The organism is Actinokineospora cianjurensis (genome assembly GCF_003663795.1).
Lineage (GTDB): Bacteria > Actinomycetota > Actinomycetes > Mycobacteriales > Pseudonocardiaceae > Actinokineospora > Actinokineospora terrae.
Genome location: NZ_RCDD01000001.1, coordinates 2629009 through 2642312, shown reverse-complemented (window position 1 = coordinate 2642312; position 13304 = coordinate 2629009). Strand labels below are relative to the sequence as shown.

Annotated in this window: 12 protein-coding genes; 3 read left to right on the top strand and 9 right to left on the bottom strand. The window is 71.5% G+C overall.

The genetic code is table 11. The features are described 5' to 3' along the window. Positions 1 to 181: 181 nt before the first annotated feature. From CLV68_RS11830 to CLV68_RS11790, 9 genes are all read right to left on the bottom strand, one after another. Positions 182 to 3937: a multicopper oxidase domain-containing protein gene (locus CLV68_RS11830; RefSeq protein ID WP_121390398.1), complete on the bottom strand. Its 3756-nt coding sequence runs from the start codon at positions 3935 to 3937 to the stop codon at positions 182 to 184. Continuing rightward, positions 3934 to 4956 (bottom strand): methyltransferase domain-containing protein, encoded by a 1023-nt coding sequence (locus tag CLV68_RS11825; RefSeq protein WP_121390397.1) that lies wholly within the window; start codon positions 4954 to 4956, stop codon positions 3934 to 3936. The genes CLV68_RS11830 and CLV68_RS11825 overlap by 4 nt, the downstream gene beginning before the upstream one ends. Positions 4957 to 4974: 18 nt before the next feature. Then, positions 4975 to 5238 carry a Rieske (2Fe-2S) protein gene (locus CLV68_RS11820; RefSeq protein ID WP_281274666.1) on the bottom strand — a complete coding sequence of 88 codons (264 nt, stop codon included), beginning with the start codon at positions 5236 to 5238 and terminating at the stop codon, positions 4975 to 4977. Positions 5239 to 5240: 2 nt separating this feature from the next. Further along, the gene (locus CLV68_RS11815) at positions 5241 to 6110 is read right to left on the bottom strand and encodes an iron-containing redox enzyme family protein (RefSeq protein ID WP_121390396.1); all 870 of its coding nucleotides are present in this window, start codon (positions 6108 to 6110) and stop codon (positions 5241 to 5243) included. Then, positions 6107 to 6916 carry a dihydrodipicolinate synthase family protein gene (locus tag CLV68_RS11810; protein ID WP_121391126.1) on the bottom strand — a complete coding sequence of 270 codons (810 nt, stop codon included), beginning with the start codon at positions 6914 to 6916 and terminating at the stop codon, positions 6107 to 6109. The genes CLV68_RS11815 and CLV68_RS11810 overlap by 4 nt, the downstream gene beginning before the upstream one ends. Before the next feature lie 10 nt (positions 6917 to 6926). Next, positions 6927 to 7442 carry a DUF6190 family protein gene (locus CLV68_RS11805; protein WP_246009769.1) on the bottom strand — a complete coding sequence of 172 codons (516 nt, stop codon included), beginning with the start codon at positions 7440 to 7442 and terminating at the stop codon, positions 6927 to 6929. After that, a complete protein-coding gene (locus CLV68_RS11800; protein WP_170224228.1) occupies positions 7442 to 8629 on the bottom strand; it encodes an aminotransferase class I/II-fold pyridoxal phosphate-dependent enzyme in 1188 nt (395 codons plus the stop codon). The genes CLV68_RS11805 and CLV68_RS11800 overlap by 1 nt, the downstream gene beginning before the upstream one ends. An 832-nt stretch (positions 8630 to 9461) precedes the next feature. Then, positions 9462 to 10052 (bottom strand): YceI family protein, encoded by a 591-nt coding sequence (locus CLV68_RS11795; RefSeq protein WP_121390395.1) that lies wholly within the window; start codon positions 10050 to 10052, stop codon positions 9462 to 9464. A 29-nt stretch (positions 10053 to 10081) separates the two neighbouring features. Next, positions 10082 to 10411 (bottom strand): rhodanese-like domain-containing protein, encoded by a 330-nt coding sequence (locus CLV68_RS11790; RefSeq protein WP_121390394.1) that lies wholly within the window; start codon positions 10409 to 10411, stop codon positions 10082 to 10084. A gap of 176 nt (positions 10412 to 10587) precedes the next feature. Between CLV68_RS11790 and CLV68_RS11785 the strand changes: the two genes are divergently transcribed. The 3 genes from CLV68_RS11785 to CLV68_RS11775 all read left to right on the top strand — a co-directional run bounded on the left by CLV68_RS11785 (position 10588) and on the right by CLV68_RS11775 (position 13010). Further along, positions 10588 to 11076: a MarR family winged helix-turn-helix transcriptional regulator gene (locus tag CLV68_RS11785; RefSeq protein ID WP_121390393.1), complete on the top strand. Its 489-nt coding sequence runs from the start codon at positions 10588 to 10590 to the stop codon at positions 11074 to 11076. Further along, positions 11073 to 11792, top strand: a complete 720-nt coding sequence (locus CLV68_RS11780; RefSeq protein ID WP_121390392.1) for a DsbA family oxidoreductase — start codon at positions 11073 to 11075, stop codon at positions 11790 to 11792. Before CLV68_RS11785 ends, CLV68_RS11780 begins: the two co-directional genes overlap by 4 nt. A 429-nt stretch (positions 11793 to 12221) precedes the next feature. Further along, positions 12222 to 13010, top strand: a complete 789-nt coding sequence (locus CLV68_RS11775; RefSeq protein WP_121390391.1) for an ATP-binding protein — start codon at positions 12222 to 12224, stop codon at positions 13008 to 13010. The last annotated feature ends 294 nt before the right edge of the window (positions 13011 to 13304 follow it).

Here is a 13304-nt window from a genome sequence, read left to right as displayed (position 1 = left end):
CCAGGGGACCACACTCCCGACCCCGGTGGTGGGACTCCACCCGAAGGAGGGGCGCGGGTGGGCACGGATCCGGGGGTGGTGCGGGCGGGACGACGGTGATTCAGGGCGTGGGGGAGCTGGTAGGTCTCCTACGGCCGCCTCCCCCGCACCACCGCAGCGGTACAGGGGAGGCTGTCGCGCGCTAGGAGATCCGGATCAGGCCCCACCAGCCCTCGCTGACGCCCCAGTGCAGGTTGGGTGTGCGGTACACGTAGTCCCCGGGGTGGCGCGGTGTGAACCGCGCGGTCCGGGCCGATCCCGTGGCCAGTGCGCCCAGGGTGGACACGAAGGGCCCTCGGCCGCGTTCGGACACGTCCCACACCTGGCCGTGCACCGAGAAGCCCTGGTTGCGGATGCGCGACCCGGCGATCACCAGGTGCAGCACCACCTCGTCGCCCACCTCGGCCCGCACCAGCGGCGTCGGCGGGGTCCGGTCGTCGAGGGATGGGCTGACCGGGTGCAGGTGGGCGGAGCGGTAGTTGTACGCCTTCTGCCCCAGGTCGTCCTTGGCCTCCGACACCAGGTCGCGGACCGGTTGGGTGAGGTCGCCGTCGTGGAAGAGGCGGAGGCCGTCCTGGGCGATGATCACCTGTTGCACCACCCTGGGCTTGCCTGGCCGCCGGATCACCGCCTGGGCGCCGGTCCACGAGCGGTGGCCGTGCAGGTCGTAGGGCGTCGCGTCCGCCTCTTCCACGACGAGCGCGCCGATGAGGCCGCGTCGGAGGTGGGTGATCGGGTCCGCGTGGTCGCGCAGCAGGACGACGCCCGGTTCGTCCACATGCCACCAGTACGTGTGCGAGCTGCCCGGTTTCACTGTGCTGTCAGGGTTTTCACCGACCCGCGTGCCGTCGTGCTCGGCGGTGTCGTAGCGCAGCCCGACAGGGTGCAGCGACACCCGCTCGGACACCACGCGCCGGGCCGGGTTGTCGCGGGCCAGCAGCACCGGGTCGAACTCGCTGGCGGGCGGTGGCCCGTCGAGCTCGTTGACCAGCGTGACCGCGACCCATTCCCCCGCCCTGGCCCGCAACACCAGCGGGCCGTCGAACTCCGCACCATCCACTTCGTACACAAGGCCGAACGGGTCGAACCGCTCCCCGCTGTACTCCAGGGTCCGCGCCCGCGCCCGAACCGTGAACCGCCGCACCGGGCCGCGCTCGGGCAGCACGGCGCCGCCGTGGTGCGCGCCGGGCAGCGCGGGCAAGTCGCCCTGCTCGGTCTCATGTAGACGGATCAGCCCCCAGCACCCCAGCCACAGGTCATCCGCGGCCGCGAACGACCACAGGTGATCACCCGGCGCCGCAGCGGGTTCCAGGTGCAGGTCGGCCGCGTTGGAGACGCCGAGGGTCTGCTGCGAACGCCACGGGGTGTCGGCGCGGTCCGGCCAGTCGCGCCAGCGCAGGCCGTGGGTGGTGAAGCTGTGCTGCTTGTCGAACGAGCCGTCGACCAGTCGCAGCCGGATCGACTCGCCGGGGTAGCCGCGCAGCAGCGGGGTGGTCGGGTCGCCGTGGACCTCGCTGGAGAACCAGTCGGCCGGGTCGCCGCCGCGCAGGTCGAGCGGTTCGCTGCGGTAGTTGACGGTCATGACGCCCTGCTCGTCCATCCCGCCGGGCGCCAGCGGCGGGTTGATGGCTCCACCGTGGCCGTGCTCGGAGTGCTCGAACGACGGCACGTAGTCGGCGACCGCCAGCACCGCCTCGCGGAACGCCGAGCCGTCCGGCAGCCGCACCACGGCCTGGCTGCCCGAGGGCAGTTCCCGGCTGTGGTCGGCCGGGTCGACCCAGGTCGCGCCCTCGGGTTCGGCGACGAGCACGCCGTAGAGGCCGTGCCGCTGCCGGTAGTTGGGCAGCAGGTGGTCGTGGAACAGCACGGTGCCGAAGTCGTCGTCGACGTACCAGCGGAACACCCACGAGCGGTAGCCGTCGGCGTGCTCGTCGCGCAAGTCCGATGTGGTCGTCGCGGACAGGTAGTTCCAGCCGATGCAGGCGCCGTCGGAGACCAGCGGGTCGTACTTGACCAGGTGCGAGTGCAGGCCGCATTCGGCCTGGTAGGGCAGTTCCGGGTCGAACGCGGTCGCCGCCTGCTTGCCGGTCGGCAGGTGGTTGGTGAGCGTCATCTCCAGGACCTCGCCCTTGCGCGCCCGGATGACCAGCGGCTCGACCTCGCGCTCACCGGCGTTGACCTGCCGCCGGAACTCCTCGATCCCGCCCGCGGCCTCCACGTCGTCGTTGAGCGCGAAGAAGTGTCCACTGTGGTCGTGCCACAGTGGACTGTCGTGGTCGTGGACGTCACCGGTCTGCACCAGGGTCGCAGTGGTGACCACCAGGTGGTACCGCCGCACCGGGGCACCGACCGGCCCGATCTTGGTGAACGCCTCCCCCGGCTGCGCGTCCGGCACGAACGCGGCCGACTCCAGTCCGGTCGGCTCACGGCCCATCCCCACAGGCATCCCGGGTGTGCGCGGCGGTCGCGGCGACTTCTGCGGGAAGGTCGCCGCCTCCCGCATGAACGCGGGCCACCCAGGTCGCTGCGCCGTCGACACAGGCGGTTGGTTGCCCGGCAACGGAATCAGCGGCTCGATGACCGTCCCATCGGGATAGTGCCCGGTCCCGTCCTGCAGCGCGTCGAACGCGCGCAGCAGGCCCCACATGCCCATGTGGAAGTGCGGGTAGAGGTGGCAGTGCCACACCGCGTCGCCGACCGCGTGCTGGGTGGATCCCGCCCCGCCGACCAGGTCCAGCGTCAGCCCCTGCTGCGGGCCGAGGCTGACCGAGTCGACCACCGGCGACCCGTGGTCGTCCGGGTCGACCCGCCACTGGTGCAGGTGGGTGTGGAAGACGTGCGTGTCGCGCATCCCGCCGTGCACCAACCGGAGCACCACGTCGTCGCCGCGGTAGCCGAAGAACACCGGCGTGGCCGGGTCGCCGAACACCCAGGAGCTGTGGTGCAGTTCCTCGCCGGTCTGGGCGTCGCGCACCGGGTCGAGCCGGTGCTGCTCCATCAACTGGTTGTAGACGTGCTGGCGCCAGCCCAGCGGTTCGATGCGCAGGTTCACCGGCAGCATCGCGTTGCTGACCGGCTCGAGGTCACCGATGTCGTCCGGCCGCTCGTCGGTGGGCACCGCGAAGGGCGCCATCCCCGCCAGCAGCGGCGCCCCGTGATCGTGCCCGCCGCCGTGGTCGTGACCGGCGGGCGGGGTGACCGGGTTGTCGTTGCTCGGGTACTCCATCATGGAGATGACGTGCTCGCGGAAGCTGCGGCCCGGGGTGTGCACATCGGCGGAAATGCCGCTGGGCAACGGACCTCCGGTGCGCGGGTCGGTCCAGGTGGCGTCGCGCGGCTCGACGACGAGCGCGCCGTTGAGGCCGCGGCTCTGGGTGCCCTCACCGCGCACGTCGGCCATGTCGCCGAAGTGGAACACGCCCTCGTGCTCGCACAGCCACTCGAACACCCTGGTCCCGCCCGGCCGGACCGAGCTGTCCGGGTTGGCGCCCGCGTCGAGTCCGTCGTGGCGGCGGGCGTCGTAACGCACGCCCTGCGCGGTGATGCCAACCGGGCGCGGCAGCTCGTTGGTCAGCCGAACCCGCACCAACTCACCGCGGCGGGCGCGCAGCACCAGCGGCACGGCCAGGGGGTGCGGTGTGGGCACGAGGTCGGGGTCGGTCAGGTAGCTGGGGAACGGATCCGGCCAGTCCGCCGCGACCGCCCGCAACACCGGGGCGTTCTCGGCAAGCACGTACAGCGCGCCGCGGCGGTCGTGGTCGCCGAAAGCGTTGTAGGCGATGGGAACCTGGAGCGCGACGACGTCGTACTCCCGCACCCGGGGCCTGCGCTCCGCGACGGTCACCTCGCCGCTCTCGGCCAGGACGGCGCTGTCGATCGAGGTCGGGCTGTCGATCATGCCGCACCCCGCACCAGCGCCGCGGTCCCGTGGTCGAACTCCGCGACCACCTCGCCCCGGCGCAGCACCCGCCCGCTCCACCGGTAGTCGTTGCCCAGCGAACCCCGCGGCGTCCACGAGTAGTCCAGCACCAACCGATCCCCCTGTCGCACCTCGACCGCTTCCCGCACCGGCAGGTAAGCGTGCTTCCAACTGTCCGAAGTAGACCCCGTGGCGATGTCGTCGCCCGACAGGTCCAGTGCCACCGAAGGCGACAGGGTCGACACGAAGTACCCCTTGAACCCGGTGAACACCCCGTCCCTGCGGACCGTGTACGGAGTGGACACCGTGCCCGCGGCGACCGCGTCCGCGCCGAACACCTGGGAGGTCACCACGCGCGGCGACGCCAGGTGAGTCGAGATCGGGACGATCGTGTCGTAGTAGAGCGAGAACGGGTCGCGCGACCCGAGTCCCCCGTCGCTGCCCGCGATCGACTGCGCGCCGTGCACGTCACCCGTGGTGACCCGCTGGTGCGCGGTGGTCGCGGCGACCGGCACGAGGTAGCACTCGGCCGAGCGCGGCAGCACGACGCCGCCCTCGGCGAGGAACCGGTGCCGGGCGTCGGCCAGGATCGCCACGCAGCCCTCGTTGTCGACCAGGTTGCCCAGCGTCTCCGAGATGATCACGTCGACCCGGTCGGGCAGGTCCACCTCGAACGACAGGCCCGCGACCGGCACGAACCGGTCGGCGAACCCCGCCTCGGCGAGCCGGGCCGCGGCGGTGGCCAGCACCGACTCGGCGAAGTCGAGCCCGTACACCCTGGCCGCGCCCGCCTCCAGCGCCCACCTGGCCAGGATCCCGGTGCCGGTGCCCAGGTCGAGCACCACCGCGCCCGGCCGCACCACCTCGGCGATGGCCTCGGCGTAGGCGCTCATCCGCAACCGGTCGCCGAGCAGCAGGTCGTGGAACCCGGAGTCCCAGTCCGCCACCAGTTCCGAGGCGGGCAGCCACACCTGCTCAGCGGAGTATGTCTGGCTCATAGCTGTTGCTCTCCCCCTTCACGTCCCGGGTCGGTGTTCCGGGACGACCTCGGTCACCGGCAGGTCGCCGCTGACCGGTCCCGCGACCCGGCACCCGGTGGCCAGGTCGAACACCGACTTGTGCAGCGGGCAGGTCACCCGCAGCGTGCGCGGGTTGACGTGCGCGTGCACCAGTCGGCCCAAGCGGTGCGGGCACTCGGCGGCGATCCGGAACTCGCGCTCCCCCACCGTGATCACCACCTCCTGCTCCGACACCTGGCGGATCGTCGGCTCCCCAGCCACGGTCACCGCCCACCGGCGGTCTTGGCAACCGCCTTCTCGACCGCGGCGTCCATCGCCGCGCCGAGCAGCGACGACAGCAGGGTCGCGCCGACCAGCAACTTGGTCGGGTCGAGCCCGCGCGCCGCCTCGTACTCCTTGATGGCGGTCTGCATCTCCCTCATGTGGAAGTCGTCGATGTGGATGTGTTCGGTGTAGTAGCGGCCGTTGGCGATGCCCAACCGCTCGCAGGCGCGGGCCTGGAAGGCGAACGCGTCCGGGATGGCGGCTTCCAGGTAGGCCAGCGCGCCGAGGAAGTACTCGACGTCGACCGCGCGGGAAGCCAACCAGTAGAACGAGTTCAGGAACGCGTAGGTCTCGTCGTTGGTGTCGCGCAACACTTCCGGCAGCTCGTCCGGCAAGTCCAACTCGGCGAGCAGGTCGCGGTAGAGCTGCGAGTGCGCCTGGGCGATGTTGCCGCAGCCGAACTCGTCGATCATCACCCGCATCACCGCCATCTGCGCCCGGATCGGCAACCGCGCCACCGCGGGGAAGAAGTTCTGCGCCTCGGTCAGCCCGTCCGGCGCGAACTCCTCCACCACGACCGCGAACTGCTCCCTGGTCGCCTCGCCGGCCAGGTACCGGCTGCTGGGCGCGCCGTCGCGCTCCTCGGCCAGCATCACCGCCAGCGCGGCGACCCAGTCCGCCCTGGTGGCCAGCGGCGCGGTGTCGGCCTCGATGTCGGCGACCAGCGCGACGATCCAGTCCGCCTCGGCCGCCTCGATCCGCGCGTAGCGGGCAGCGGTCGGCACGCTCCTGTTGTCCAGGAACAGGTCCCGCTGCGGCCGGTCGCCGGTCCGCAGCAGGGACAGGTCTTTGTCCACCGCCGTCGTCAAGGTTCCTCCCCCACCGGGGTCACGGCCGCCGCGGTCGAGATGACCCCTCGGCGGCACAGGTGTGCTTTCACGTGCCGGTACCAATCCGGCTCGGCGAGCCGGTAGCGGGCGCACGCCGCGTCCAGGTCGGCCGCGGCCGCCTGCCCGGCGAGGTAGCGCGCGCACAGGTCCGGTTCCAGGTTGGCCAGGGCCAGCACGCAGCCGTCCACCCCGGGCGTCCTGGCGACCAGGTCCTCGTAGCCCTGCCACACCGCGACCGGTGGCGCGGCGGCCAGCAGGGCGCGGGTGGCGGCGGGGTCGCCGCCGCTGTCCTTGACGGCGACGACCCCCTCCAACTCGCACACGCGCAGCAGGGTGGCCGGGTCGAGCAGGTTCCCGGTCACCGCGGACTCGTGGTACACGACGACAGGCGCGGCCACGGTCGCGGTGACCGCGACGTAGTGCTCGTACATCTCCCGCTGGGTGACGCCCGACCCGGACTGGGTCGGCACGACGACTCCGGCCGCGCCGAGGGCGACCGCCTTGGCCGCCCTGGCCACGACCTCGGCGGTGGTGCGCCGCTGGGTGCCCGCCAGTACCGGCAACCCCCTGCGGTGGCTGAGGGTGTGGCTGACCACGGCCGACCAGCGGTCGTCGTCGAGCGCCCAGCCCTCGCCGGTGCTCAGACCGGGCACGAGGGCGACCACGTGCCCGGCCACCGCGGCCACCAGCCTGGCCACGTCCGGTTCGGACACCGTCCCGTCCGCGGCGAGCGGGGTGACCAGCGGGACGATCACGCCGCCGCTGGGGACACCGAGAACGGTCACCACCGCCGGGTCACCGCCTTCCGCCTGCGGAGTGGGCGACCCGCAGCACCAGCGACTCCCGGTAGAGCTGTTCGAGCTTGTCCGGGAACACGGGCTCGGTGTCGACCTGGTCCGGTCCGCGCACCGGCAGCCCACCGCCGGTCGGGTACCGACTGTCCACTGTGAACAGTGTGCCGCCCCTGGCGACGACCTGGCTCACGGTGAGCCGTTCGGTCAGCGGCAGGTGCGCCAGGTCGGTGAACCCCAACGCGGCGGTGACGTCGGTCGCGGTGTAGCCGACCCTGGACACCGCCATGTCGGTGTGCAGGTTGTCCATGAACGGGTAGTAGGCGTCCTGGACCTCGCGCGGGTAGGACCACACGATGTCGTCGCACCGACCCACCTGCTCCAGGCTCATCACCACCCCGGTCGCCAGCCGGTCGACGAAGAACCCCTTGCAGGCCAGGCGGACCCGCTCGTCGGCGCTGTGCATGCCCATGAACAGCGCGGCGTCGACGAACTCGGCGACGAGCGTCGCGGGCGCCACTACCGGACCTGCGCGTCGACGGCGGCCCGCAGCCTGGTCATCGCCTTGGCGAACATCCGCGGGTCGCGGGCCAGTGCCACCCGCACGTACTCCTCGCCCCGACTCGGCTCGCTCCAGTGGAAGTAGCGGCCGGGCAGGACGTAGAGGTCGTCGTCGGCGAGCACGCTCTGCAGCCTGCTGGCCGTCGACAGCGGCGGCAGCACGCGGAACCAGGCGACGCTCACCTTCGCGACCGGCTCCTGGTAGCTCAGCGGCGAGCCGGCCAGCGCGCGGATGGCGGCGTCGCGGTTGGTGTCGAGCACCGAGCGCACCGAGGCCATCCGGTCGGCGGCGGAGTCCTCGATGTACTGGGTGAGCATGTTGAGCACGAACGGCGAGACGTTGAGCAGCACGCTGGTGTGGATGTTGTAGACGTCGAGCCAGATGTCGCGGCTGCTGGTGAGCAGCGCGCACTTGGCGTCCTGCACCGGCCAGGTCTTGCCGGTGTCCTCCAGCGCGATGTAGGTGACGCCGGAGTCCTCCAGCAGCTCGTAGATGTCGAAGCGCTCCAGGGTGTCGTCGAACAGGGTGAAGGAGGCGAAGCAGAAGTCGATCAGCAGCAGCTTGTCGTGGTCGCGGCAGAACCGCAGCACCTCCTCGAACCCGCGCCTGCCGTGCCGCAGCAGGGTGGCGCCGGTCGGGTTGTTCGGGTCCACCAGGAACAGCGCGTCGGTGCGCACGTGCGCGGCGAGGTTGTCGTAGATGGACCCGACCTCGTCCAGCAGCGACTCGGCGACCGGGTACAGCGGCACGCCGACGTTGCCCAGGACGTCGTGCAGGTTGTCGAAGCAGGGTTCGACGAGCGAGACCGACATCCGGTGCCGCTTGAGGTACATGGCGGCGACCAGGGTCGAGATGGACGCCGCGTAGGACAGCAGCGTGCGGTTGAGCGTCAGGGCGGTGTGCTGGCCGTGCAGCCGGAAGAACGCGTCGGTGAAGCGGTGTTCGTAGTCGGCCTGCTTGCCTTCCTCGGCCTCGTACCACAGCTGCGGCAGCCGGGCCACGATCGCGCGCTGGCTCGGCGACTGCCGCTGGTGGGTGTGCGCGTCGGCCAGGTTGAACTCGGTCTTGAGCGCCTGGATCTCGTGCTGGGTCAGGTCGACCAACCCGGTCGAGAACACCTCTGTGGTGGTCGGCGTGGTGTTCACGCTAAGTTTCCTCCCCCTGTGGCCGGTGGCCGCACTCGACGGCGCGGCGGCACCACGGCGGCGGCGCGGAAATGACCACGCGACCTCCGGCGCGCGAAAGCAGGACGGCCGTGATCGACACGACCGTCCCGGTCCGCGCGCCCAGGTTGCGTTTTCCCCCGCACCTGCGGCTACGGCGCCCCTAACCCCCTCGTGCCCCACCTCACCACGTCAGTGCGCTGCGGTGAGCGCGCGTGCATGAACGCGATGATGAACGTGCAGCCCTATTCCCCGCCTCCGGTCCACGCGGCAGGCCAGGTGTGATCTCAGCTGGTCAGGGCGCTGGACAACGCGGCGCCGCACTGTGACCACACCGGGATCCGTTCGCGTGACAACGAACCGGAGACCCCCATTTAATCGAGTCGAAACCGATGTCGCAGACGATGCCACACGCCACCGCACCGGGCAACAAGCTGTCTGGAATTCACTCGATAAGGAGTCCGCCGCACCTTGTCGGGTGTCCCGAGCCGGACGCATCGGACAAGGTCGGAAGCTGGCTAAATCACGCTGTGAACGCCCGTTGTCGCTTTCCGCAATGTCCACCGAGCGCGTCCCACAAACGACGAACAACACCCTTCGGATGGACAACAACTGGCCAAGCGGCTGATTCCCCTCATCCGATCCGCCCACATCCGGGCGCACCCCCTCACGGTCACGGGTCCGGATACGACAAACGCTCCCCGCGGGCCCCTCAGCCGCGGGGAGCGCACGCCTCCCGAGTCCGGTCCTGCCCCCGACGCGCCGGGGCGCCGCGCCCGGTGTCGGCGCGGCGCCCCGGGTGGCCGGGTCCCGCTCAGCCCTTCTCGTGGATGAGCTCCACCTCGAGCTCGAGGTCGATCTCCTTGGAGACCAGGATGCCGCCTGCCTCGAGCACCATGTTCCAGCTCAGGCCCCAGTCCTCGCGGTTGATCCTGCCCTTGGCCGAGAACACCGCGCGGTCGTTGCCCCACGGGTCGCGCACCAGGCCGAGGTGCTCGACCTTGAGCGTCACCGGGCGGGCGACGCCCTTGATGGTCAGCTCGCCCTCCAGGACGCCACCGGCGCCGATCCAGGACACCGAGGTGGACCGGAAGGTGGCGGTGGGGTGCTCGGTGACGTCGAAGAAGTCGTCGGAGCGCAGGTGGTCGTCGCGGGTCTGGTCGCCGCTGGTGACCGAGGCCATGTCGATGGTGACCTCGACGGAGCTGTCCTCCGGCTGCTCGGCGACGGTCACCACGCCCTCGACGCCGGTGAACCGGCCGCGGACCTTGGTGAGCATGAAGTGCCTGCCGACGAAGCCGACCTCGGCGTGCCCCGGGTCGACCTTCCAGGTGCCCGCTGCGGGCAGTTCCACGCCGCCGAGCACGCGACCAGCGGCGGTACCGGCCGATTCGGTGTTGGTCATGTCTGTCTCCTTCTCGGTGCGCGGGGGGGCTATTCGGCGGACTCGGTCGGCAGGCCGGAGCCGACCCAGTCCCGCTTGCCCGCGACGTAGGTGAACACGTTCGTGTAGCCGAGTTCGGCGAGCCGCTCCGAGGCGATGCCCGAGTTGGAGCAGGTGTCGTCGGAGCAGTAGACGATGACCTCGGCGTCCTTGGTCGGGATGAGCGCCGCGGCGCGGTCGTCCACCTCGTCGAGCGGCAGGTTCTTCGCGCCGGGCAGGTGCGCCTCGTCGTAGTAGGACTGCGGCAGTGCCTCCAGCACGACAGCCGACCCGGTGTCGATCCGCTGCTTGACCTCGTCGGTGGTGATGACGCGAGCCATGACGGCCCCCCTTCTGGTGTGACCTGGCGGCGCCGGTGCGGCGGGCCGGGCGAGTGGTGGTGCGGTCGAGTGGGTGGTGCGGTCGACGCGGTGCTCGGTGGTATCCGAGAAAATGTGCGTCTGCACGCACTGTAACAGATATGTGCGGACGCACGCAATCGCCTACACTCATCGGCATGCGACTCCCCCTGCGCACCGAAGATCTCGGCATCGAGGCGTGGCGGTCCGTGTTGTTGGCCTACAACGCGGCCCTGCGCGCGATCGAGGCCGAGCTGGACAGGGCGGGCACCGTCCCGCTGACCTGGTACGACGTGCTGCTCGAGCTCCAGGCGGCCGAGGCTCCCGGGCTGCGCATGCGCGACCTGGCCGACCGGGTGGTGCTCAGCCGCACCCGGGTCAGCAGGCTGGTCGACGAGATGGCGGCCGACGGGCTGGTCCGCAAGGAGACCGACGGCCAGGACCGCCGCGTGGTGTGGGCGGTGCTGACCGACGAGGGCCGCTCCGCCTTCCGCAGGGCGGTCCCGGTCTACCTGCGCGGCATCGAGCAGCACTTCGCCGCGCACCTGACCGACGAGGAGAAGCAGGTCTGCGCCACCGGCCTGCTCAAAGTGGCTCAGGCCCACCGCCCTGGCGCCTGCGACCCGGTGAAGGAGGACACCAGATGAGCACTGAACGGTCCGGGGTCGACCCGCGGCTGCCCAAGGCCCCGAGCAGCGTCGTGGTGTACAGCGACCTGAACTGCTCGTTCGCCCACCTGGGGGTGTACCGGCTGCACGAGGCGCGCCGCAGGCTGGGGCTGGCCGGGCGGCTGTGGTTCGACCACCGGGCGTTCCCGCTGGAGCTGTTCAACCACTCGGTCAACGAGCGCCCCGGGGTGGACTCCGAGATCGCCGTGGTCGGCGCGCTGGAGCCCGAGGCGGGCTGGCGGCTGTGGCAGGGCCCGGACTGGACGTACCCGGTGACGACGCTGCCCGCGCTGGAGGCGGTGCAGGCGGCGAAGGCGCAGGGGCTGCCCGAGAGCGAGGCGCTCGACCTGGCGCTGCGGGTCGCGTTCTGGGCCGAGGGGCGGACGATCTCGATGCGGCACGTCATCCTGGACGTGGCGCGCGAGACGCGGGTGGTGGACGTGACCGCGCTGGCCGAGGCCATCGACGACGGCCGTGCCCGGCGCGCGGTGATGGACCAGTTCGAGGCCGCGGGCGGCGGCAGGGTCAACTGCAGCCCGCACGTGTTCCTGCACGACGGGACCGACGAGGCCAACCCCGGGGTGTCCGCCAGGTGGGTCAACGGCGACTTCGGCGTCGGTTTCCCGGTCATCGACGCCGACGACCCGGCCGCCTACGACCGGCTGCTCGAGCACGCGGCGGAGCTGCTGCCCTAGGCGCAGGCCGGGAGGTAGGACTCGCGATCCGGGTGGCGTCCGTGCGCGCGGACGCGGACCACGGCGGGCGTTCCAGTACCGGATCATCGGCGGCGGCGCCTGGGCGCGGCGGTCGGAACCGCGGTCGCGGACCGGTGGCGTTGATGGCCGACCAGGTGCGGTCGGGGGGCCAGGTCAGCGGCCTGCGCCGCGGCACCGTCTGGCACAGCTTGGGCGCGATGCCGGACCCGCTCTCCCGGGCGCTGTCCGGTGGGTGGACTCGCGATCCGCGTGGTTCCCGGGTGGGCGGGAAGCCGCTCGTACCGGCCGTGCGGGCGCGGGTGGCGCCTGGTCCACTGTGGAGGCGCCGCGCGGTCTCTTGATCACCGAGCGCCGGTGGTATTGGATCGGCGTGCAGGCTCGCTCGGCACGCGGACCAGGGACGGGCAGATGACCCACGCGCGGTGGACCAACCCGTTCACCGCCGCGGCCCTGCCCCTGGTCGAGCGGCCGGAACTGCTGGCGGTGGTCGCCGAGATCGACCACTTCGCGGCCGGGTTCACCCGGTTCACCGGCGCCTTCACGCACTCGCCGCCGCGGTTGGTGCTGGTCACGGGGCCGTCGGGGTGCGGGAAGTCGACGTTGGCGCAGCGGTGTGCCCGGTGGTTGTTGGACACCGGCGATCCGGTCGTGTGCGTGGACCTGTCCCGGGAGCCGTTGGCGCTGACGGTGCGGGAACGGATCGACTCGGTCTGCCGCGGGCTGGCCGCTCACTTCGAGGTCCCGTGCGACGACCCGCGCGGGGTGTTCGACGAGGTCGACGCGGTGCTGCCCACCGACACGCTGCTGGTCGTGCTCCTGCCGCCGGTGGAACTCCCGGCCGAACTCCGCTGGTACGCGGGCGCGGCCGGGGACCGGATGATCCTCTTCACCGAGTCGTCCCACCTCCGCGAGGCCCCCGACGACGTCGTCGTCCTGCCCCTCGGCCCCCTGGCTCCCGGCGACATCGCCCGCTTCGCCACCACCCGCCTCACCGCCGCCGCCCCCTCGATCCCCCCACTGAGCCCCGCCGCGATCGACTGGATCGAACAGCGCTGGTCCCCCACCGGCCTCTCCGCCGAAGCCCTCCGCCGCCTCCTGCACGAGGCGTACGAGGACGCCCACCACCGCGGCACCCCGGAGGTCGACCTCGACGCCATCATGACCAGCCGCCTCCGCCGCCTCCTCGACCAGCCGTGACCGTCCGCAGTGGACTATTTCGCCGAGAGGTCCCCTCTCCCGCGCCAGATCGTGCTACCGACCGGGCGTCAGGGGATCTGTCCACAACCCCTTCAACCATCCACAGCCCTCGGCCAAGCCCTATTGACAAGTCGCCGGGGTCGATAGGTGGGCTGGCGGGCAGCGGCGGGCAGGCGGCGGGACGGCGGGACGGCGGCCAGTCGCGAATCTGGGATAGCGGCCACACGTTCGGCCTAGTGAGGTGAGGTCTGTCGTGGCACTGGTGCGGTGGCGAAGCGCGATACGATCGGGGAT

What these genes read in the sequence shown, in the direction of transcription:
- CLV68_RS11775 (WP_121390391.1), top strand. Translation starts at nt 12,222, where the DNA reads ATGACCCACGCGCGGTGGACCAACCCGTTCACCGCCGCGGCCCTGCCC.
- CLV68_RS11790 (WP_121390394.1), bottom strand. Translation starts at nt 10,411, where the DNA reads ATGGCTCGCGTCATCACCACCGACGAGGTCAAGCAGCGGATCGACACC.
- CLV68_RS11795 (WP_121390395.1), bottom strand. Translation starts at nt 10,052, where the DNA reads ATGACCAACACCGAATCGGCCGGTACCGCCGCTGGTCGCGTGCTCGGC.
- CLV68_RS11830 (WP_121390398.1), bottom strand. Translation starts at nt 3,937, where the DNA reads ATGATCGACAGCCCGACCTCGATCGACAGCGCCGTCCTGGCCGAGAGC.
- CLV68_RS11780 (WP_121390392.1), top strand. Translation starts at nt 11,073, where the DNA reads ATGAGCACTGAACGGTCCGGGGTCGACCCGCGGCTGCCCAAGGCCCCG.
- CLV68_RS11785 (WP_121390393.1), top strand. Translation starts at nt 10,588, where the DNA reads ATGCGACTCCCCCTGCGCACCGAAGATCTCGGCATCGAGGCGTGGCGG.
- CLV68_RS11825 (WP_121390397.1), bottom strand. Translation starts at nt 4,956, where the DNA reads ATGAGCCAGACATACTCCGCTGAGCAGGTGTGGCTGCCCGCCTCGGAA.